The organism is Clostridium amazonense (assembly GCF_056431285.1).
In genome coordinates, this window is sequence record NZ_JBWKMH010000024.1 from 296,491 (window position 1) to 319,387 (window position 22,897).

Consider the following 22,897-nt stretch of genomic DNA (forward strand, 5'->3'; position numbering starts at 1 on the left):
ACTATTAAATTTTTGTTTATATTAAACTCAACTATATATATCATTAAGTCTATATATTCCAAGAAAGCGCTTCTTCTTTCTCTTTAATAAAGTTTCTATAAATGCCCGGTGTATTCTTTAATTCATCATGTACACCTTTTTGGACAATCTCTCCATTATCAATAACAATAATCTGATCAGCTTCTCTAATTGTACTAATTCTTTGTGCAATAATGATAGCTGTTTTATTCTTTAATAACTCTTTAAATGCTGTCATAAGCTTTTCTTCATTTTCTGGATCAATACTAGATGTTGCTTCGTCTAAAATAATTAAATTACTATCTTTAAGCATTGCTCTTGCAATAGAAATTCTTTGCCTTTCCCCACCTGAAAGACTAATTCCACCCTCATGCAATACTGTGTCGTATCCATTTTCTAATTCCATAATAAATTCATGGCAACATGCTTTTTTAGCAATTTCTATTATTTCTTCATCTGTTGCATCAGGTTTTCCAAATTTAATATTATTTTTAACTGTATCTTCAAATAAATATACATCTTGAAATACCATTGTTATATGAGATAATAAATTATCATATTTATAGTCTTTTACATTTAAATCTCCAATAGAAATTCTTCCACTATTAACATCCCAAAATCTTGCAATTAGATTACATAAAGTAGTTTTTCCAGATCCAGATGGACCAACGATAGCAGTGGTTTTATTTTCTTCAAAGAATGAAGTTAAATTATTGATAATTTTTTCTTTGTTGTCATATGAAAATACAACATCCTTTGCTTCAACATTTACATTATTGAATTTTTCACCTTGTCCTTCTCCTATTACTGGTATATTTCTTAATTCAGTAATTGTTTCTAAATTTTTTATAGCAATTCCTCTAACTCCTTGCATACTTCCTGCTAGTTCAAAACCACCAAACACAATGAAACTTGCTACTATAAGCATAATAGTTTTTTCTATTTCTATTTGCCCTGATTCATATCTCATTAGTGAAGTTAGTATTATTGCACAAGTTCCAAGTTTAAAAATAATCATATATAAAACTTGCGCAGGTGCTATAGCTTTTTCCACATCTAGAAATCCTTTTCTATTTTCACTAATTATCTTATTTAAACTTTTAATAGATTTATCTCCCTGTAAAAACGCTTTGATAACACCAATTCCTTGAACATATTCTAGAGTAGCTGCATTTAGATTTATTTTTAGATCCAATAATTTTTTTGTTAAGCTATCTGCCTTTTTCTGAAATAAATTATTTATTAAAATGCTTAAAACTAGTGTTGCAAGTATTATTGCTCCAGTAATCCAATCGAATGGTATCATAAATATAGCCATAATCCCAGTTTGTATTAAACCTACCAATAACATTTCAATAATATATACACCTACAGTTTCAAGTTCACTAATAACAGTAGTTAATCCACTAGAAATATTACCTAGCTTATTATTGTTAAAATACCCCATATGAACATTTTTCAATCTATCTCCTATAAATAATCTATTTTCTGCTCCCATATTATAAGATGCAATATTTTTATTTTTATCTGCTATATATCCTGCTATAATCTTACCTAAAACACTTGTTAGTATAACTAGAAATACTACAATAACATCTTTTTTAGTGACATCTTTTCCATCAAATACTTTCATGCACATCTTTAAAAGAAGTAACATAACTGCCCCTAATGCAACCCCTTCAAAAATTCCTTTTATAACCTCTGCAACTAACATATTTGTAATCCGTTTAGATTCTTTTCCAGATACGGCATATAATTTTTTAATTAAATCAATCATCTATATACCTCCATTCCATCTTTGGCATTAATATGCGAATCCCACATGGACTTATATAAAGGACATTTTTCAATTAATTCTGAGTGTTTTCCATAATCCTCTATCTTTCCTCTATTTAATACGATAATTTTATTAGCACCTATAATAGTTGAAAGTCTATGCGCAATCATAATCACTGTCTTATTCTTTACAAGTGCATTAATTGACTTTTGAATTAATGCTTCATTTTCAGGGTCTGAATATGCAGTTGCTTCATCTAATACAACTATAGGACTATCTTTAAGAAGTGCTCTTGCAATTGTAATTCTCTGCCTCTGTCCTCCTGAAAATCCATTTCCTGCATCTCCAGCATTAGTATCATATCCATTTGGAAGACTCATAATAAACTCATCACAGCTTGCTTTTCTACAAGCCGCTCTAATTTCTTCCAACGTTGCATCAGGTTTAGCTATCCTCATATTTTCAACAATACTTTTATTAAATAAAAAATTCTCCTGAGATACATAAGTTACTAATTCCATATTTTGTTGAAGTGACATTTCATTAACTGCAACACCTCCTATTTTTATGTGTCCATCTTGTGTGTTCCAAAAACCAGCTAATAATTTTGCAATTGTAGATTTTCCGCTTCCTGATGGTCCTACAATTGCTGTCAATTCACCTTCTTTAGCTTTAAAACTTAAACTATCAAAAACTGATTTTTTATCATATTTGAAACCTACATTTTTAAACTCAACAGTTGAACCATTTACAGCTCTTTTTTTATTAGGCCTATCTAATTCTTCAAGTTCCATGATATTTTTAATTTCAGCAAATACTACTCTTATATTTGCCATAGTATCCATATAAGTCATTGCCTTAATTAACGGTTTGTATGATGCATACGCTAATAATACACACATTACTACAGTTCCAACTTCTACAGCTCCATTCATAAATAACAATAAAGATACAGGTAGTACCACTAATAATGTAGATGGTAAAACCTCCATAGCTGCTACCATATAGAAACACACACTTAAATACCAATTAAACATTGAATCTCTATTTTCTGAAACTGATTCTTTAAATTTACCATATGAAGATGCTGACTGATTGAATGCTTTAATAACTTTAATTCCTTTAATATATTCAACTACTGTGGAGTTCATCCTTTTTGATGCATCATTATATTTTTTTGATTTTTCTTCATATCCACTCATAGTTAGCATTGAAAATAATATTCCTAAAGGTACTGTTGCTAAGTTTGCAAGTCCAATTTTCCAGTTCATAATAAATATACACACTACCAGTACAACTGGAATAATTAGATTAGCTATAACCTCTGGTATAACATGGGCAATGGGCTTTTCCATTTTATCCAATGTTTCAACCATAAATTGAGTCCATTTTCCACTACTTTTTTCCTCTATAGTCCCCATAGATACTCTACTTAATTTACTCACTAGCTCTTTTCTTGTATTCTCAATGATTGTAAATGCTAAGTTATGTGACGTTAGTGTAGATATTTCATGGAATATTACTCCACCAACAAAACCACCTAAAATCACAAAAAATAATGGTATAAAAACATTTATATCCTTTGTTCCATTAATTAATAGTGTCACTATTTTAGCTACAATAAAATAAGGTATTGTACTACATGCCACTCCTAAAATTGCCATTATTACAGAGAATATACATTTTCCTATATTACCTTTTAAACAATTCAAATTTTTCACCTCAATAACCCATTGATTTAAGTACTTCCAGTGTAGATGATGAATTTAAATAGTAGTCTTCTACAATTTTTCCATCATCTAGTTTAATTAACCTATCACACGCATTAATTATAAATTCTATATCATGTGATATTACTATAAATTTCCTGCCATTTTTGTTCATTTCTCTTATAACTTCACTTACTCTTCTCATATTAATTCCATCAAGTCCTGAAGTCGGTTCATCTAAAACTATAACTTTTGCTCCATGAATAATTGCCACTCCAAGAACAAGTCTTTGCTTCTGACCTCCTGACAACGTGGATGGATGCCTATCTTTATAATCATAAAGATCTAATTTCTTAAGAATTTTTTCTGCTTTATATTTTAACTCTTCATCAACCTTAAGTCCTGTAGTTAATTCATCTATTAAATCTTCTCCAAATAGCTGAGTATCTAAATCCTGTGGTATATACCATATACTTTCAAATCTTTTTTTAGGTTTTAATTTTTCTCTATCTAAAAGTATATTTCCACATGATTCTTTCATAACTCCTGCTATAATTTTTCCTAAAGTACTTTTTCCCGTTCCATTTTTACCTACTAGTCCAATTATTTCATTTGAATGAAAATTTAAATTTATATCTTTAAGTATATATTTTTTATCTAAAACTTTTGATATATTACATACTTCTAAATTAAACTTTTTAATATTACTAATCTTTTTCTGTGGTAACTCTATTGATTTCAAATCTATAGCTCTTAACCCCATATTCATAAGTTCTTTTGAGTGCTCTTTATTAACTTCATCCTGAGATAACTTCTTTATAATCTGTCCTTCATTCATAAAAACATAAGTATCAGCTATTCCTTTTAGATAATACAATCTATGTTCTGCAACTATAATAGTTTTTCCTAAATCTTTTAGGTATCCAATCATATCTTTAAGAAGTTTTGTGGATTCAATATCTAAATTTGCAGATGGTTCATCTAATATATAAATGTCCGGATCAATTGCTTTAGCTGATGCAATTGCAACTTTTTGCCTCATACCGTATGAAATTGTATACATACTTTTATCTAAAATATCTTTTATACCCATATCCTCTGATGATTTATCTACTCTCTCAACAATTTCCTTATGTGTTAACCCCAAATTTTCACATCCAAAAGCAACTTCTCCACCAACCTCATTTGCAAAAAACTGGCTTCTTGGATCTTGAAATACATTTCCTGTCATCCTTCCTATTTCCCAAGACTTTAACTCATCCAGCTTTATGTCATCAATAAAAATGTTCCCATTCAGGTGGCCTGTGTAAAAATTAGGTATTAACCCATTAACTACTCTTGTTAATGAACTCTTTCCACAACCTGATTTTCCCATCAAAACGACACATTCACCTTTTTTCACATCAAAATCTATTCCCTTTAATTGCTCAGTATTCTTATCATAAGAAAAGGTTAAATTTTTAATACTTATCTTCTTTTCCATCTATCTTCCTATGCCTCCACTAAAAAAATCCCTATAATCCCAATAACAAAACTTATTATAAGAATAATATGATCAATATAAGTTAACTTACTAGAATAATAACTTTCCTTCTTACAAGGATTGTCTACTCCCTTTACAATAGATGCTGCCGCAAGCTCATCACCTACTTTAATCGATCTAAATATAATTGGTACAACTCCATATTCAAATGTTTTTAAAGGATGAAGTATTACTTTTCTAAAATCCCCAATAAATCCTCTTACTTTCATAGCTTCCCTAATTGAGCTAAACTCTCCTGCAACCGTTGGTGTAAACCTTATCATAACAATTAAGATAAGTATAATATTTTTCGGTATAGGCAATTTTTGAAAAACGGCTATTACTTTACCTGATGGTATTTTTGATGTAATATATGCTGACATAATTGGAACAATAAAGGTATATATCATTCCTAATAACATTGGAGAAGGAAATCCTACTCCTAATGGTACTAACCTTATTAACCAAAATAAGGTTAGTCCATATATGGAGAAATATATTATTCCTTGCTTTTTAAATCCGAAATAAATAAATAAAACAAATAACCACAAAACAAATAAGGCATGAGTATAAATATTTACAGAAAGCATGGTTACTACACATGAAAGAACTGTCAATATTAATCCTGTGGCTCCATTAATTCTGTTTATATTACTCTTTTTCTCATACATCTTATTAACCTACAATCCCGGCTTTCTTAAAGTGCTTTTTCAATAATTTTTGTGCAAATAAAACACCTAAAACCGAAAGAACTATTGTTATTATAATTGCAATTCCCATTAATGCTGGATTTGTTACCATCTCATATTGCATTGTTAAAGTAGCCTCTGCAAATCCACCTTCTAAAGCCATTTTTTTATAATTTTCCCATGATACATATATAGGTAGTGCTATACCTACAACCATTCCTATTCCATAAATTGACCAACCTATCATATTTCTATTTGGATTCCTATAAGTATCTTTACCTACCATTGATAATTCTGCTATAAGTCCAACTACTATAAAATAAGGAAGCATAAATGTATATCCCATTGCAGCATTAATCAATCCATATACCACTGACCATATAAAAATTAATCCATGTTTGTTAATTCTGTTTGCACATACTAAGTAAAATATAGCTCCAATAAACATCTCAATTCCTGCTGTTCCATATAAGTATAAAATTGGTGATGTTACAGTCGCCATGCCTACTATTGTTGCAACAATAAAAAATAAAACCATCATTACTGCTACTGTTACAACATCCTTAATCCCAAAATTTGTTGTATTATTCTTCATTTTTATCCCCCTAATAAATCTAAATTTTTGAGTTTTAGTTATAACTAATTAACTAATATATATTGTAAATGATACTCATTATCAATTCTCCTCCAAAGCATTCTATTCCTTTGAAAAATAGCCCATTTCATTATTTTTTTTCCTGTAATCTTTAGGAAGCATTCCATACTGTTTTTTAAAAGCTGCTGAAAACTTGCTTGGATTAGAATATCCTAGCTGAAGTGCAATATTCATAATAGATAATGATTTATCACTTAAAAGTTTTGTTGCTACTGCCATCTTATACTTTGTAAAATAAACTGTTGGTGTATCTCCATAAATTTGTGAAAAAATGCTCCTAAATGTTGTTAATCCTATTCCTCTATCAAGCGCACACTGTTCAATACTTATTTTTTTATCTAAAGAATCTATTAAATAATCTCTTATTTTTTTTACTTTATTTATTTGATCTTTCTTATAATAAGTTTTCTTTCTTCCTGTAGACTGGGATAAAAAATGAATATGATACAATAATTCTATACCTTTAATTTTAAAATACTCTTTATTTTCATTTCTCTTAGCTTCGTATATCTCTTCAAATAAATGCTTTAATTTTTTATCATCTCTGCTTATATACCAAGTTTTTTCTAACCCTAAATTGTAGCATATCATCTCCATATCAATAGAAAATGTTTTCATAAACTTTTTTAATTCATCAGAACATTTCTTCTGATTTATAACTAAAGATACTGCTTCATAAATTTTTAATGGGAATTGATAAGATAATGGTATATAACCACTTCCATTTATGCCAAAATCACCTTCCTGTAAATAAGCAATAGTTCTATTTTGAAATTCACATTCAACCCTTCCTTTTTTGCACCATGAAATTTCAATAATATCTTCATGTGGTGCAATTGGCATAAAAATATTCTTCGTATTGAAATCCATAAATACAATTTCAATGCCATCAAATATGCTATATGAAATAAATCCACCTTCTCCTTCTGATAAATATTCATATACAGAATAATCTTTTTCTTGTTCTATTAATTTAAAGTTTTCTTCAAACCATTGATTTGTACACATTTTTCTCCTTTCAAACAATTATAAATTAAATATCTATTAACTTGCATATTTCATAAGGATATTTACTTAACACTTCAGAATGTCCCATATTATCATATTGATATATTATTAATGGTTTTGAACATATATCTTTAATATAGTTAACAGATTCTTTTGCATAAATTTCGTTTCCACCGAATATAACAACTATATCTATATTTAGCTTTTTATTTACATGCTTTATATCATAACTATATGCTGATAATGCAGCTTTATATAGAGATGTAACACTTATATCTAAATACATTAAAGGCTTTAACACCTCAATATCATTATTTTTTAAATATCCCATCTGTTGTTGAACAATCGAATTCATGTGATTCCCTTTTGTAATCTTTTCAAATTCTTTGCTTATAATCTCTGCATATTCAAATTTTTTATCACCAATAGATTTATATTGTCCACCATCAAGTATTAACTTATTTAAAGTTATATTATTTCTTATAGCAATTTCTAATGCTATTGCCGCTCCTAATGATATTCCATACACTAAATCTATTTCTTCTATATCTTCATACTTTAACTCTCTTTCTATCTCAATAGCACTTTCATATACTGAATTTATATGTTCTTTACAATTTGGAGCATGTCCTTTTAATTCTGGTATTAGTAAACAGTATTTCTCCTTTAGTTCATTTATAATACTAGAAAAGCATTTATACCAATAAAATCCCATACCATGAATTAATAAAATCTTTTTTCCTTTAGGATTTCCAATAATATGAATATTACAATATCCCCTCTTCATATTCATCATCTCCTATTTGTTCATTTACTTCTGAAATACTAAAATCAACATTAAACTTTTGTAAGTCTTTTAATATCTCTTCATTGTTTATAATATCCATTGCATAATATATACCCTTATCTAAATTTGATTGTAATACAGATTTCACTGTATATGCTGCTACTATTGCACTTATTTCACTACTGCATTTACTTGATATTTCAGCATTTCTATATGTTTCTTTTCCATCTAAAATTCCTTTTCCCCCTATTCTGATATAGGTAAATGCCCTATTCATATCAAAATTCTTTTTAAATATTTCTCTTATCTCATTTATTATATCTTCACAATGATTTTTCTCCTTACTTATCTTAATACCTATAACTGCTTCTTGCATTTTTTCAGTAATTTCTTTTCCAAAAGTACAATTGTACCAATTGGCCTTTTTTACTCCAAATTTCTTAGCTAGCTTTTCTACTTCAATAGTTAAATAATTTTCAAATCTATATTCTTTGCTTTTTATGATTTCAAATATTTCCCTTTCATCTCTTTTTATATTTCCATCATCATAATAACTTAATGAAACTCCAAAACCTGATAAATTAGTTAATATAAAGTCTTCAATGGCAGATTTACTAGGAATTTCTTCACTAACACTTACCCCTGAAATCTCTTGTATTGAATCAAACGATTCACAAAGATAACTAATTAATATACCTGTCATTCCTGGAAAATATCCACTTGATAATACAAATATATTATTCCCTTCTATATCTGAAATTCTTTCCTCTAAAAATGTTTCTCCAGATGGATCTATATATGGTATATTAAGCTCTGTAGCAATTCTAGCTACAAATTCTCCATTAATATATGAAGCCCCTGCACAATTTACAATAATATCACATTGTCTACAAAATTCTTTCACTGCCACCCTGTCAGATACATCTAGTTTTACATACTTGCAATTTTCTTTAGATTTTTGCTGTCTACTATGATATGAAGCTATTATAGGATATTCTGTATTTAATATGTTTAAAACTCTCTTTCCTATCTCTCCTGTTCCACCTAAAATGCCAACACACTTCATTTTCATCCCCCTTTCTAATACGCTATATAAGTAAATTCATATAGCGTATTAGATAATTTATTAATAATTAAATTTTAAAATTTTCTTAATGTTCTCACCTAAATTTGGCTCAGTTATACAATCAAAATGTTGTCCTTTTATTATGTCATATTTCATTTGTCCTTTTATATATGGCTTCCATGTTTCATAGTCTTCTTCAAAAAATCCTGGATAAAAATGACCACCTTTTATAGAACAACAAAATACTCTTATATTTCCGAAATAAGGCTTAGGTTCATAACTTGCCACACATCTGAAGTTTTGAGAAAAAATTCTAAATAATACATTAAGCATTTTTAGTTGCTGTTCCATTATTTCTCCATCTGTTTTTTCTATTGTGTTATAAAGATCATTTAATCTTTGAGATATAGGCTTACTTGATTGTCTACGGAATTCTTGTACCACATCATCAAATTCTCCTTCTGATTTACATAACGCTTCTACAGTTATATCTCCAACGCCTTTTTTAGACATATACTCAATATATTTTTGTAACCTTTCATCACTAGTTACATATCCTGCCTTATATTCATCTGCATTAATCATTTTAGCAAATATTCTCTCCAATAATAGTTCATTATCTAAGCTAGACTTTAATGTTTTTTTATAAATTTCATCTGTCATACCTCTTAAAATTGTTTTATCTTTTCTTCTTGGAATTCCTGTGCTTATTAAAGTAACATCTACTACATTCATAGAATTGTCTGTTAGATATTGAGCTGTTTCTAAAGCAATTAATCCACCCACACAATGACCAATTAAAATATATTTTGAATACCCTAAATTCTTTAGTATTTTTCCATACTTTTCTCCCAATACATTAAATGTTTTTCCTGTTTCTATAGATATATACTCTGCATCATTTCCAAAGGTGAATCCAATAATACTCTCATCATCTTTACTATCCTCTTCCATATAAGAAAGTAATTTATCATATGGAGTCAATGTTCCTGTTCCTGCATGAAACAATACTTTAGCTACTGATTTATCATTACTTAACTTACTATTTTTTATTTTTATAAGGGAAGGATCAACCCAATCCTCCTTATTATTTTGAAATTTATAAATTTTTTCTGAAATCTCTCTAATTGTCGGTGTTTGCATCATCTCTGTTAATAGAGTACTCCATTCCCAACCATCTGTTTCTGGTATTTGGTCCAACATTTGTCCAATAACCTGTGCAATTAATAATGAGTCTCCTCCAACTTTGTAGAAGTTATCATTTCTACCTATATTTTTTGTATTTAATTCTTTACACCAAATATTTTCTATTCTTTTTTCTAAATCACTCTTTGGTAACTCACTATATTTTTTAGCATTGTTTTTGCTTTGACCTATTTTATCAAATATTAAATTTACTTTTTTTATATCTACTTTTCTATTATTTGTCAATGGTATAGATGGCAACACAACAATGTTGCTTGGAATCATATACGATGAGATTGTATGCTCTAAGTAACTTCTTATATCATCCTTACTTATATTTTCATATTCAGATGAGAATCTTGTTATATAAATAGTTTGTCCAACTAAATCTAATTTACTTTCCTTATTAGGGAATTCATAAACTATTTCTCCATTATGTTTTTCAAATATATTTTCCCACTGTCCTCTTGTAAAGAAAGTTTGTTCTTCTTCTCTACGTTCATCCATAAATCCAGTTAATCCATCTTTAAATTCCATAGAAGTTAATAACATATAGCTTGTCCTTGTTTCCTCTAATACTATTATTGAACCTTGCTCTTTTAACAATCCCTTTAAATTTTCCATAACTAGATGGATGTCTTTTGAATTATGCAAAACATTTCCACATAAAATTAAATCAAAAGAAAATGCTTCATGACCTTGAAGTTCAAAATCTTCATTTATATCAAAAATTCCATATTTAACCCAGTTGTATTCTTTGAAATTTTCCTGAGCTTTATTCAAGAAGAAATTTGATAAATCTGAAAAATAATATTCTACATTATATCCTACTAATTTAGGTATAACATCTATAGATGTACCACCAACGCCAGCTCCAACCTCAAGTATTCTAAATGTTTTTGATTTGTCTACTTTATTTTGTTTTTTACACAAATATTCAGTTTCTTTTACAGCTATATCATTTAATATCTTATTTATTTTGTTATCGTGATATGCTGCCATAGCTGGTTGAACTTCTCCTTTTGGGAATAAAATATCTAATGGATTCTCTTTTCCTTGGATCAATTCTGGTAGTAAATCACTGGATTTCTTTAAATAATCTACAAAAGCTTTACTATAATTAAATTTAGACTCAATATCATAAAATTCTTCCCATAAAATCTTACAATCTAATCTCTTCTTTACATCTTTCGCTAAATAATATTGATTGTCTTTTAGTTGTATAATTCCTTCTTTTTCAAGTACATTAATCCACCTTTTAGTTAATTTGTGAAGTTTTTCAGGAATATTCATTTTACTTGTAATCTCATTAAGTGTACAACTGGTATCTTCATCTGTAAAAAATCCATATTTACTAAACACATTATATATATCACCAACAACTACTTCATCAGATTTTTTTATCCATTCTTCAAGCAAATTGCTATCTACACTATCTTCATACTGTTGTTCTAGTATATTTAACATATTTCTTTCTTCAGTATATTCTTTTACTTCTTTTTTCATATTCTTTCTAACTGGTGAAACAACCGCATTAATATGCAAGTCTTCTGGCGATTCTCCCATAGCCACCGTAGCAGCTGAGTCAATATCTGGATGTTCTTCTAAAACCGATCTTATTTCTGATAATTCTACTCTATGACCATGAAGTTTTACCTGTTCGTCTCCAATATCTCTTCCTTTAAAAATTATTATTCCATCTTCTCTATAACAACCTCTATCTCCTGTTTTATAAATTCTTTCTCCTGTTTTTTCGAAAATACTATATTTGTTATTATTCTCTTCATCATCATTTAAGTATCCTAATGATAAACCCCTTCCAGCTATATATAAACTTCCATCCACATAGTTAGGACAACATTCCATATGTTTATTTAAAATATAAAACTTTTGATTTACCATAGGTTTTCCATATGGAACACTTTTATTAAATACTTCATCCTTAGAAATATCATATAGTATTGACCATATAGATGCTTCTGTAGCTCCTCCCATACTTACAACTTTACTCTTAGGAAATATATTCAAAATTCTTTTTGGTAAATTAACTGGTATCCAATCTCCTGACAATAGTACTCTTTTTAATGAACTAATATTTGTATCTATTGTTACTGATTCTAAATAATTTACTAACATCTGCATCTGAGCGGGTACTGAATTCCAAATACTTATTTTATGAACTAAGATTAGTTCATATAAATATTTGGGATCTTTTATTTTATCTGAATCTGGAAGTACTAATGTAGCACCTAATTCAAATGCTCCAAATATGTCATAAACAGATAAATCAAAAGAAATATTTGATAATCCTAATAAAACATCATTTTCTGTTAAGTTGTATCTTTCATTTACATCACAAATTGTATTCATAGCTGCTTCATGTGTAATTATTACACCCTTTGGTTCACCAGTTGTTCCTGATGTAAAGATAACATATGCTGGTCGACTATAATCTTCTTCTACTTCATAATCTTCTAATTTATCATTACTTAATTTAACCGAATTTATATTTATAACTTGGCAGTATTCCTTTAAATTATCATTATCGGATATAATCAAATTTATTTCTGCCTTATTAACTATTTTTTTCTTTCTCACTATTGGTTGATTTACATCTATAGGTATGTAAGTTCCTTTCATAAGTAAAATAGCTATAATTGATGCAACTTGCCAAACATTTTTCTCTATATCTATTCCTACTTTATCACCTGGTTTAAGATTTTCTCTTTTTAATTCATTCATTACACTTTTTACATACTTAGATAAATTACTGTATGTGTATTCTCCATTTTTAGTAATAAGTGCTGTTTTATTAGGGTATTTTTTAAGAGAACTTAAAAATCCTTCCTCCATCATTTTACCTTTAAATTCTTTGCTAGTATTATTAATTTCATCTCTAACTTTAATAGTTTTATTTGATAGTTTTATAGGGTATGTTTCTTCAAATACAGTTTGTGAATTTAAAGGTATATTCTTAATTAATCCTTCAAAACTTTGAAACATTTCATCTATAATAAATTCATTAAATACACCATCTCTTATGTCCCAGTTTATAGTTAATCCCCCATTTTCTTCTGCTGCTTGGCAATCAATATAAACTTGTGGTGTTTGACTCAACTTATTAACAATTCTTTTTCTTGATGTAACAGTATCTTTATCGGTTACACCTAATGTACTTGTAAATACAATTGGTATAATTATATTTTTTTGTCTATGTTTGCCTAGTTTTCGAAGTACTTCTACTCCTGATACCGCATTATGCTCTAAATCTAACCACAAATTTCTCTGCATTTCTTTTATTCTTTCAATAAATTTTTTACTAAAATCTAAGTTTATAGATGAAACATTTACTTCTGTAAAGTCTCCTACAATTTTATTTATATCACTTACAATATTAGGTCTATTCAAAAGAGTTGTATTTATACAAAATTTATCATTGGATGACCATACTGAAACAACTTCTGCTAATGCAGCCATAATAAGAACTGATGGTGTAATATTATTTTCCATACAACACCCTTTAAACTTGTTCCAAAGATCACTATTCAAAAATGTTTTTTTCTGTGAAAACCCACTTTCCTCTAAATTTATAGTGTTCATTATTGGAAGTTCAGGAGCTTCTCCCATTTCAGATAGTTTATTATTCCAATATATCTCTGCTTCTTTTCTATCCTTAGATTCAACTTTTTTCATTTTCTCTCTATGAAGTACTATATCTCTGTACTGTGTTGTTGGTATTATTATCATTTCAGGGTTGTCATAAAACTCTTTCAAATCATTTAGAATAATATTCATGCTTATAAAATCTGATACTAGCATATCCATAGAAAAATGTATAATACTCTTGTCATTTTCAATACTAACTGCTAAATCGCACATTGGCCACTGACCTAGTTTATATTGCTTATTTGATAATTCTTCCCTTAAAATTTTTCTTTCATTATCTCTTGTTTCAAATTCATTTCTTAAATCAATATATTGAATATTTATATATGAAACTGCTTCTTGTATAATTTGATACCCTGATTCAGATATTATTGCTCTCAACATATCATGCTTCTGGATAACTTTATTCCATGCATATTCTATTCTATCTTTGTCTAAAATCTCATCAAACTCTATTTCAATATATCCATGACAAGCTACGCCACCTAATTCATACATTTTATTTCTTCCCATTAAATAAGAATTTTGTATATCTGTTAAAGGAAATTTCTCATGTCTTGATTTTGAATTTTTACAAAATTCATCTTTTCCTTGTAGATATTCTAATAATAACTGTTTATTTTCCTTAATCTTATTTAAAGTGGACATATCCATAACACCTTTAGGTGCTCTGTATTTTAGTGCTTCTCCTTCTTTCCAAATAACTATATCCTTGCCTTCTAATTCTTCAATAAATTCTTTAATATTCAAAATACCCCTCCTAATTTATAATGTTTTTTTATATTACATTAACTTCAATTTCTCTGTTAATTTTTTCAATTTCTTTAGTTAAAGATTCTATAGTTGGCGATTGAAACAACAACTGTATAGATAAACTTAATGGGTCAATGGAAATATTTTTTAGTTGAGATATCAGATTTATAGCTTTTAAACTATCTCCTCCTATTTCAAAAAAATTATCAAATCTTGATACTTTATCAACAGATAATATTTTCTTCCATATGTCGGTAATTTTTTCTTCTAGCTCTCCCTTTGGTGCTACATATTCATTTGATTCTAATGCTTTCTGTGATAAAACCTCATATACTTTCTTTCTGTTTATTTTCCCATTTTTTGATGTAGGTATATCATTTGAAAAATAATATGCTTTAGGAATCATATACTCAGGCAAATATAAATTTAAAAATTCTTTTACATCATTCTCTTTTATTATTTGATTATTTTCATATGCAATATATGTTGCAAGTTTTTTGTTACTTTCACCACCCACAGTGCAAACTATACACTTAGTTATACCAGACATTTTTTCTAAAACATTTTCAATTTCACTTAGCTCTATCCTATGCCCTTTTATTTTAACTTGAGTATCTTTCCTTCCTAAGAATTCAAGAGTGCCATCACTCCAAAATCTACCCATATCCCCAGTTTTATACCACTTTCTTTCTCTAAAATATTTAAATTTAGACTCTGTTAAATTATTATCTCCTACATATCCTTTGGCAACACCTTGTCCACCAATCCACAACTCTCCGGAAACCCAATTGGGACAATCTCTCCCTTTGCTATCTACTACTCTATAAGCTTGATTTTTCAAAGGCTGTCCATAAGGTATTGATATCCAATTTTTAGGTAATGGCTTTTCTATTTCAAAATAATTTGACCAAATAGAGGCTTCTGTTGCTCCTCCCATTGCCAAAATACTTGCATTGGGAGCAAATAGCTTTAGCCTTGCTGGTAAATCTATTCCTATCCAATCTCCTGATAATAAAACCTTTCTTAAAGTATTCATACAAACATCTTGTTCTTTTGCATTAGATATTAACATCTCTAAAAGAAAAGGTACTGAATTCCAAAGGGTAATATCATATTTTTTCATATATTTTACCCAATTATCGGAACGCCTTTCATCCCCTTCGTTAATTAATACTACTGTTCCACATTGAGACAATACCCCAAATATATCATATACAGATAAATCGAACTCCAATGATGATACAGATAATAGTTTATCGTTTTCATTTACAGCACACTTCATATTGACATCCTCAATAGTATTCCATGCACTCTTATGAGAAATTTCCACTCCTTTTGGTTCTCCTGTTGTCCCAGAAGTGAAAATTATATATGCAGAATCTTCACTATCATACTCTTCAATACAGTCTAACTCTTCATATTGTAATATTTGAGAATTCAGAATAATTAACGGAATATCTTCCTCACTAATATCTTTTACCTCATTTGTTATTAATATCTTGGCTCCTGATTTTGATATAATTTTTTCTGTCCTATTTTTAGGTTGGTTGATATTAATTGGTACATAACAAGCTCCTATACTTAGAACTGCTAATATAGCTACTATTTGATTAGCTCCTCTTGGCAATCTTATAGCTACTTTATCATTTCTACCAATATCTTTACTTTTTAACCATGTAGCCATTCTTTTCGATAGACTTGTAAGTTTTTCATATGATATTTCAGTATTTGTTTCTGCCTCAATTACAGCAATTTTGCTGGGATTTATCTTTCCATTCTCAAAAACTTTCTTATGAAGAAAATTCATATCTGTAGTATTTTCATTAATAATATTCTTATATCTGTATTGTAATTTTTCTTTATTTATATCAGGTAATTTTTCATTCCATCTACTAGGATTTTTCAAAAGCCATTCTAAAGTATTTATGTAATCCTCAAACATATTCTCGATAACATCCACATTAAAAGCTTCATCAATAGCGTCCCATGAAAGCATTATTCCCTTTGGAACTTTCATAATTTGAAAATCTATTGTAACCTGTGGTGTTTGTGAACTAATATAATCTATATCCCCAAATGTTTGTTGAAAATCATAATCTATAATGGAATCTTCATAATCACAGGAAAAAACAACAGGTGCTATAACTCCATTTCCTTTATTATTTTTCTTTATATCTCTTATAACATTAATACCTGAGTAATTTGAGAAGCTCATTATCTCTAAAAAATTATCTTTTACTATTTTAATATCTTCTAAAAATCCTTTGTTATAAGTATTATTTAATGGTAATAATACTATATTAGTAAAATCTCCAACAATGTCTTTGTATTCTATAGGTCTATTAAATATAGGAATATTTATAAAAAACTCTTCTGATTCGCTATATCTATCTAACACTTTTGATAATAAAGTTAGAAATACCATAGCAGGTGTTACTTTTATCTTTTTTGAACTATTACATAATATATCCCACTTTTCTTTATCTAAAATGTAATTTCTTCTTTTAAACCTTTGATTAGAAATTGAGCTTAACAAAGTACAATATGGTAATTGAGGTCCATTAGTTACACTTTTTATCTTTTCATTCCAAAACTCTCTTGATTTTTCATCACAACTAATATAATTTTTATCAAATATATAATGTGAGAAATCTTTTTTATAATCTATTTCTTCTATATCAGCTTTTTTATAATATTTGCACAAATCGGAAAATATTATTCTAAAACTCTTCAAATCTGCTACTATTACATCTATATCAAAATGAATAATACTATTTCTTTCATCTATCATAGATAACTCCAATTCAGCAACTTGTCCATTTTTTATATCTAACACTCTATGAGAATTTTCATATCTAATCTTTTCCAACTTTTCATTTCTATTTTCTTTATCAAATCCCCTTAAATCATGAATTATTATGTTATTTCTATATGAGTTATCATTAATAATTTGCATACCATTTTCTAAAATTTTCACCCTTAACATAGGATGCTTTTTTTGAACTTTATTCCACGCTAGTTTTAACTGTTCTTCATTTATATTAATACACTTGAACTCAAAATATATATGACAAGATACACCACCTAAAATTTGATTTTCATCTCTTCCAATCCAATAAGCTTGTTGCACATCTGTTAATGGAAATAATGAATCTTCACAGCTTTCATATCTAGAACTTTTTTCAATTACAGCAACTTTTAATTTTGATTTTATTATCTTCCACCAAGTTTCTAAGTAAGGCTCTTTCATTAATTCAGAAAAGGAAATTTTTATTCCATGTTCTCTAAATCTATTTATTATCTTCATAGTTCCTAATGAGGTAAGTCCTAATTCTATTAAATTATCCTTTTTAACTACGTGTTCATTATTGTATTCTAAAACTTCCATTGTTATAAGCAACAATTTTTCATAAGAAAATTCCATATACCACCCCTCCTATTTTAAATTTAAGTCTAAAATTCTATAGGTTATAAACACAATAAACTCCTTTGATTTTTATTTATTGCTATTTCTTTTAACTTCTTTTTATCAATCTTATTTACCATTGTTAGCGGCCATTGCTCCAATATAACAAGCTGATCTGGTAACTTGTATTTAGCTAAACCTTTTGACTTTAGAAAATTTCTTATTTCTCTTATTTCTAACTTTTTATTTTTAGTTTTTATAAATATATAGTGCCTTTCACCTAACAATTCATCCTGCACTCCTATTGAAACTACTTCACTTATCTCTGGATGACCACCTATAATATTCTCAATTTCACTTGGATTAATCTTTTCCCCGGCACGATTAATTTGATCTACTACTCTTCCAACTATTTCATATCCATATTTTTTGTTCCATAATGCCATATCCCCAGTTCTATAGTAGCCATCTTCAGTGAATTTATTTGAATTACTGATTTCTTTATTATAGTAATTTTTAATTGTATATGGACCTTTTACAATTAATTCTCCACACTCATATTCTTTTGCATCTTTTCCATTTTCCTTTATTATTTTAATTTCTTCTTTTCCTGATATAGGATGTTTATATGTATTTAAAAACTTTTTACTTTCCCTAGTATATACACTATATATAGACACCCCTTCAGTTGCTCCATATTGAATTTGAATCTCACAACCTAATGTATTAATAAGTTCTGATATAAGCTCACTTTTTAGCATTGCTCCTCCAATAGTTACTGACCTTATACTAGAAATGTCATAGGATTTATCATACTTTAAAAATTCCATCCAAACTTTTGCTAAAGTCGGAACTAATGCTGTACAAGTAACTTTTTCACTTTCTATTAAGGAAAACCATTCATCACAACTTCCATACTTACATAATATGATTTTTCCTCCCATGCATAAAAAATTAAAAATTCCTGGAGAATATAATCCCATTTTATGTGTTAAAGGTGATACCAGTAAATATGAGTCATCTGAGGTAATATTAAATCTTTTGCAATAACAATATATATGCCAAGAAAACATACTATGAGTTATAGGAACTATTTTAGGTTTCCCCGTTGTTCCTCCAGACATCATTAAAAATGCAACATCTTCAACATTAGATTTATGGTTTAATTTAAAATTTTCATTTATATTCATGCCTTTATTCATATCTTTTGCTGATAAAATTTTAATATGTTTGTACTTATCTCTTATTCTTTTTACTACAGTTGCATTTTCTTCATAATATAAATATGCAACTGATTTAGTTTCTTCTATAATACCTGCAATTTCATGTATACCTAGTAAAGAATTTGCTATAACAGGTACTGCTCCTAATTTTATAAGTGCTAAAAAAGCATATATATACTCTTTAACATTAGGCATCTGTATTACCACATTCTGACCTTCACTTATTTTATTATGAATGAATATTTTCTTATAATCTTCAATTTTTCTTCCTAGTTGTGAATAAGTAATTTTGCTATTTTCATCAACAATTGCTATGTTACAACTTCTTTTTACTATAATTTCATCGATCCACGATGTTACTGTTTTGGCTTTTTTTATAGAAATTACTCCATGGTACGCTTCATTTCTATCCATTTAATTACTTCCTTCCTAAAAGTTTATTGCTATATGTGCAATATAATCCTTACTGATTTTCACTTCTTCCACACACCAATTTTTTAGACACTTTCTACCATCTATAATTTCATTATCAATTATAGTAAATGAATTTAAATTTTTATTTAACCCTGTACCTAAAGCTTTTAAATAAGCTTCCTTTTTAGTCCAGTATCTGAAAAACTCTTCTAAACTTTGTATAGCTATGCATTCTTCTTCAGAGTATAAATTTTGAGCTAGTTTTTTATACCCATCAATATTCCTTATTATTTCAATATCAACACCAATTTCTGTACAGTGCCCAAAGCCAATCATAACAACTTGTCCTGAATGTGAAATATTGTATCTAATATCACTTGATTTTACATATGGTTTTCCATATATATTTCTCTGTATATCTAAATCCATATACTTTGTATTTGTATAATGTGATAATAATTCCATAAGCACAGTTTTACTCACTAGTGTCCTATTTCTATCTTCTTCAAATTTATATTTGTCTATATCTCTATGCTCCTGTTTAGTTAGATATTTTTTTTGTTCTAATGACCAATTTTTTGATTCATTTATTTTTATAATCCAAACATGTATTTCATTGTCAATTAAAGTTATATTATTTTTATTGTATATATCTGAGAAGTTAAATATTTTTATCATAAATTTCTATTACATATAGATATTTGTTTTTTTATTTCCTGTAAAACAGATTTTTCATCTACTTTAATAAAAAAGTGTTCTCCTTGAAAAGAACATTCTTTAAAATGACTCTCAGTATACTCTTTCCATTTTATTATTTCTTCAAAATTTCCTTCTTTATCTTCTTTTCCCCATAATGCCATAATAGGACTTTTTAGTATTTTAGCATCCTCTAATTTATAACTTTCATCTAATGTGAAATCTGCTCTCATAACTGGAAGAAAAAACTCAAATAATTCTTTATTTTGTATAATTTCCTTAGGCATTCCATTAAACCTAATTATACCTTGCTTAAACTCATCATCGGATAAATTATATATTGGACTAGGCTCTGGTATATGAGGTGCTCTTCCTCCAGATACAATAAGCAATTTTGCAATTCTTCCCATGATTTCTAATCGTTTTTCAACTTCATATGCTATTTTTGTTCCCATACTATGTCCAAAAATAATAAATTCATTATTTCTAGATGCAATAATATCTGCTAAATCTTCTGCTAAAACATCCATATTAACATATGGATTTTCTGATATTCTTTCTTCTCTACCAGGTAGTTGTATCGGGCACACCTTTACACTGTCGCCTAACTTATATTTCCAATTTCTAAATACACTTGCTCCTCCACCCGCATATGGAAAACAATATAAAACCACATCATTTTCTCTTACCTCTTCCAAGCCTTTTATAAGCTTTTCTAAATTCATAAACTCAACCTCCTCTTGTCATAAATAAGCTTACAATTATCAAATTTTGATGTTCTTCAAAAATTACTGATTATCTTTTAGTGTCTAATATTAATAATTCTTTAAAACTCTTCTATAATTGTAAATGATTTTCATTATCAATTCCCCTCCATTTCCTCCCTTTTCCTTCTATTTTTCTTTAAAATATCCCTAATCATCATGTTTTTTTACAATAAACGAATATTTATTCTATAATTTCTATTAATAAAATTTTAAACTATCATATATCTACACTTCCTAATATGTTTAAGATTTTAATTCAATATTTAAAACTAACTTTATTATTGGTAATAGTTTACCTCAACCTATATTTACTTCCATACCATCAATTCCATAACTTCATTTATTAGTTTTAACCCTTTTAAATACTTGATTTAGATTGTTTCTATCTATAATTTTTTCAAGCAATCTATTGTTGTATTTAATTCTGGTGTTCTATTTCTTATCTAACCTCAATAAAATGCTAGGCATAAAAAAACAGGGTAGGTTTTAAGCCTATCCTGTTATATATTAAATACTATTTTTTCTTTACTGGAATCCAAATTTCGCTATAATAGTTTTCATCTAAAATTCCCTTTTTATAGTCACTTGGATCATTATACATTTCTATATTGTAACCTGCAGCAATTTCATATTCTCTACAATTTGGTAGCCACTCTGAAAATATTTTCTTATTAGTTTCTTGAAGTGATGAGGGACTTGGTCCGTAACAAGGAAAGATAGCCCAAGTAAACTTAGGAATTGTTTTAACTACATACTCTTCCATATATTCCTTTTCTTTTGAATAATCCTCTGCAATGAGGTACTCAAATTCATTACCGCCCATTTCTTCATCAATGTTAATACCATACATTCCGCATATTTCTTTCAACTTTCCTTGTGAAATATGATCATTCCAAAATGAAGGTACCTCCATAAATGCTGACTCATATTTAAATTTTTTATATGCTCCTATAACCTTAAATTCATCTTTTTCAACTATTTTGTAATCCATTATATATCCACCTTCCAACGAAAATTTGATTTTAAGGGCAACAAATGATTTTATCATTGCACCCTCTTTACGAACTGCTGATGGTGTAACTCCATGAAATCTTGTAAAAGCTTTAGTGAAGCTATCTGGAGAATCATATCCATACTTTATTGCAATATCTATTATTTTTTCATTAGTAGACAAAACCTCACTGCCGGCAAGTGCAAGTCTTCTTCTCTTAATGTACTCACTTAAAGAATAACCACATAACATTGCAAACCCTTTTTGAAAATACAAAGGTGAAATATTTACCCTATTAGCAATATCTTTTATAGATAAGTCCTCAGTTATATTCTCTTCAATATAAGAAATAGCTTCTCTAATACTTTCAATCCATTCCATAACTTTTCCCCCTCACAATTCGTTAATCTAATCTTATCATCATGAAAGATTCACAGCCCGACTTTTTAAGTTTTCTTTTGTCCCATAATTGTCATTAACTGCATATAAAATTTATTTGCATTTTTATACCTTATTATATTGATTCATGTAGAATCAATAACAATAATTAAACATATAGCTAATT

General features: G+C 28.0%; 14 protein-coding genes. All 14 read right to left on the reverse strand.

The window, feature by feature from the left end:
* Positions 1 to 49 precede the first annotated feature (49 nt).
* The 14 genes from AC07E4_RS10720 to AC07E4_RS10785 all read right to left on the reverse strand — a co-directional run bounded on the left by AC07E4_RS10720 (position 50) and on the right by AC07E4_RS10785 (position 22,713).
* A complete protein-coding gene (locus AC07E4_RS10720; RefSeq protein ID WP_040328773.1) occupies positions 50 to 1,795 on the reverse strand; it encodes an ABC transporter ATP-binding protein in 1,746 nt (581 codons plus the stop codon).
* Complete coding sequence (locus tag AC07E4_RS10725; protein WP_040328772.1) at positions 1,792 to 3,507, reverse strand: ABC transporter ATP-binding protein; 1,716 nt, start codon at positions 3,505 to 3,507, stop codon at positions 1,792 to 1,794. The genes AC07E4_RS10720 and AC07E4_RS10725 overlap by 4 nt, the downstream gene beginning before the upstream one ends.
* Before the next feature lie 10 nt (positions 3,508 to 3,517).
* On the reverse strand, positions 3,518 to 4,987 hold the full coding sequence (locus AC07E4_RS10730) for an ABC transporter ATP-binding protein (RefSeq protein ID WP_040328770.1): 1,470 nt from the start codon (positions 4,985 to 4,987) through the stop codon (positions 3,518 to 3,520).
* A gap of 8 nt (positions 4,988 to 4,995) precedes the next feature.
* The gene (locus tag AC07E4_RS10735) at positions 4,996 to 5,697 is read right to left on the reverse strand and encodes an energy-coupling factor transporter transmembrane component T (RefSeq protein WP_478216371.1); all 702 of its coding nucleotides are present in this window, start codon (positions 5,695 to 5,697) and stop codon (positions 4,996 to 4,998) included.
* Positions 5,698 to 5,701: 4 nt separating this feature from the next.
* Entirely contained in the window at positions 5,702 to 6,310 is a 609-nt protein-coding gene (locus AC07E4_RS10740) for an MptD family putative ECF transporter S component (RefSeq protein ID WP_040328768.1), read from the reverse strand.
* A gap of 102 nt (positions 6,311 to 6,412) precedes the next feature.
* A complete protein-coding gene (locus AC07E4_RS10745) occupies positions 6,413 to 7,378 on the reverse strand; it encodes a helix-turn-helix domain-containing protein (protein ID WP_040328767.1) in 966 nt (321 codons plus the stop codon).
* Positions 7,379 to 7,403: 25 nt separating this feature from the next.
* Entirely contained in the window at positions 7,404 to 8,165 is a 762-nt protein-coding gene (locus AC07E4_RS10750; RefSeq protein WP_478216372.1) for an alpha/beta hydrolase, read from the reverse strand.
* The gene (locus AC07E4_RS10755) at positions 8,146 to 9,231 is read right to left on the reverse strand and encodes an NAD-dependent epimerase/dehydratase family protein (protein WP_478216373.1); all 1,086 of its coding nucleotides are present in this window, start codon (positions 9,229 to 9,231) and stop codon (positions 8,146 to 8,148) included. The genes AC07E4_RS10750 and AC07E4_RS10755 overlap by 20 nt, the downstream gene beginning before the upstream one ends.
* Before the next feature lie 60 nt (positions 9,232 to 9,291).
* Positions 9,292 to 14,832, reverse strand: coding sequence for an amino acid adenylation domain-containing protein (locus AC07E4_RS10760; RefSeq protein ID WP_478216374.1), 5,541 nt, complete (start codon positions 14,830 to 14,832; stop codon positions 9,292 to 9,294).
* A gap of 28 nt (positions 14,833 to 14,860) precedes the next feature.
* Positions 14,861 to 18,259, reverse strand: a complete 3,399-nt coding sequence (locus AC07E4_RS10765) for an amino acid adenylation domain-containing protein (RefSeq protein ID WP_478216375.1) — start codon at positions 18,257 to 18,259, stop codon at positions 14,861 to 14,863.
* A 44-nt stretch (positions 18,260 to 18,303) separates the two neighbouring features.
* Positions 18,304 to 19,878 (reverse strand): AMP-binding protein, encoded by a 1,575-nt coding sequence (locus tag AC07E4_RS10770; RefSeq protein WP_478216376.1) that lies wholly within the window; start codon positions 19,876 to 19,878, stop codon positions 18,304 to 18,306.
* Between the two features lie 15 nt (positions 19,879 to 19,893).
* Positions 19,894 to 20,556, reverse strand: a complete 663-nt coding sequence (locus AC07E4_RS10775) for a 4'-phosphopantetheinyl transferase family protein (protein ID WP_051540335.1) — start codon at positions 20,554 to 20,556, stop codon at positions 19,894 to 19,896.
* On the reverse strand, positions 20,553 to 21,299 hold the full coding sequence (locus AC07E4_RS10780; protein WP_040328757.1) for a thioesterase II family protein: 747 nt from the start codon (positions 21,297 to 21,299) through the stop codon (positions 20,553 to 20,555). The genes AC07E4_RS10775 and AC07E4_RS10780 overlap by 4 nt, the downstream gene beginning before the upstream one ends.
* Positions 21,300 to 21,855: 556 nt before the next feature.
* The gene (locus tag AC07E4_RS10785) at positions 21,856 to 22,713 is read right to left on the reverse strand and encodes an AraC family transcriptional regulator (protein WP_040328755.1); all 858 of its coding nucleotides are present in this window, start codon (positions 22,711 to 22,713) and stop codon (positions 21,856 to 21,858) included.
* Positions 22,714 to 22,897: the final 184 nt, after the last annotated feature.

What these genes read in the sequence shown, in the direction of transcription:
- AC07E4_RS10730 (WP_040328770.1), bottom strand. Translation starts at nt 4,987, where the DNA reads ATGGAAAAGAAGATAAGTATTAAAAATTTAACCTTTTCTTATGATAAG.
- AC07E4_RS10750 (WP_478216372.1), bottom strand. Translation starts at nt 8,165, where the DNA reads ATGAAGAGGGGATATTGTAATATTCATATTATTGGAAATCCTAAAGGA.
- AC07E4_RS10735 (WP_478216371.1), bottom strand. Translation starts at nt 5,697, where the DNA reads ATGTATGAGAAAAAGAGTAATATAAACAGAATTAATGGAGCCACAGGA.
- AC07E4_RS10740 (WP_040328768.1), bottom strand. Translation starts at nt 6,310, where the DNA reads ATGAAGAATAATACAACAAATTTTGGGATTAAGGATGTTGTAACAGTA.
- AC07E4_RS10720 (WP_040328773.1), bottom strand. Translation starts at nt 1,795, where the DNA reads ATGATTGATTTAATTAAAAAATTATATGCCGTATCTGGAAAAGAATCT.
- AC07E4_RS10775 (WP_051540335.1), bottom strand. Translation starts at nt 20,556, where the DNA reads ATGATAAAAATATTTAACTTCTCAGATATATACAATAAAAATAATATA.
- AC07E4_RS10765 (WP_478216375.1), bottom strand. Translation starts at nt 18,259, where the DNA reads ATGGAATTTTCTTATGAAAAATTGTTGCTTATAACAATGGAAGTTTTA.
- AC07E4_RS10770 (WP_478216376.1), bottom strand. Translation starts at nt 19,878, where the DNA reads ATGGATAGAAATGAAGCGTACCATGGAGTAATTTCTATAAAAAAAGCC.
- AC07E4_RS10755 (WP_478216373.1), bottom strand. Translation starts at nt 9,231, where the DNA reads ATGAAGTGTGTTGGCATTTTAGGTGGAACAGGAGAGATAGGAAAGAGA.
- AC07E4_RS10780 (WP_040328757.1), bottom strand. Translation starts at nt 21,299, where the DNA reads ATGAATTTAGAAAAGCTTATAAAAGGCTTGGAAGAGGTAAGAGAAAAT.
- AC07E4_RS10745 (WP_040328767.1), bottom strand. Translation starts at nt 7,378, where the DNA reads ATGTGTACAAATCAATGGTTTGAAGAAAACTTTAAATTAATAGAACAA.
- AC07E4_RS10785 (WP_040328755.1), bottom strand. Translation starts at nt 22,713, where the DNA reads ATGGAATGGATTGAAAGTATTAGAGAAGCTATTTCTTATATTGAAGAG.